A 301-nucleotide genomic window follows, 5' to 3' on the forward strand; every position below is an offset into this window, starting at 1 on the left:
ATATCTGTCAGTGATTATTACATTGTAGATAGCATGCCATTAGAAATATGCAAATTAAGCAGAAGTTGCAGAAGTACTGTTTGTAGAGAAAATTACTTTACCAGCCCGGATAAAGGTTTTTGTGCTGGGCTAAATAGTGTTTATTATGGTTAGAATTTGCATGCATTGTGTACTTCTGATGGGATTTTTACCGATTTTGATCTAACACAAGCTTCTGTACAGGATATTCATTATCTCAAAGATATTAAGCACTTGTTTCAAAATTGTACAATATTAGGAGACAAAGGTTATCTGAGTATTG

At 32.9% G+C, this 301-nt stretch carries 1 pseudogene; it reads left to right on the top strand.

What is annotated here, in order from left to right:
• Positions 1 to 301, top strand: a pseudogene (locus tag GNY06_RS15370) (transposase); the annotation flags it as partial.

Origin of the sequence: Elizabethkingia argenteiflava (assembly GCF_009904105.1) — a bacterium.
GTDB classification, from domain to species: domain Bacteria; phylum Bacteroidota; class Bacteroidia; order Flavobacteriales; family Weeksellaceae; genus Elizabethkingia; species Elizabethkingia argenteiflava.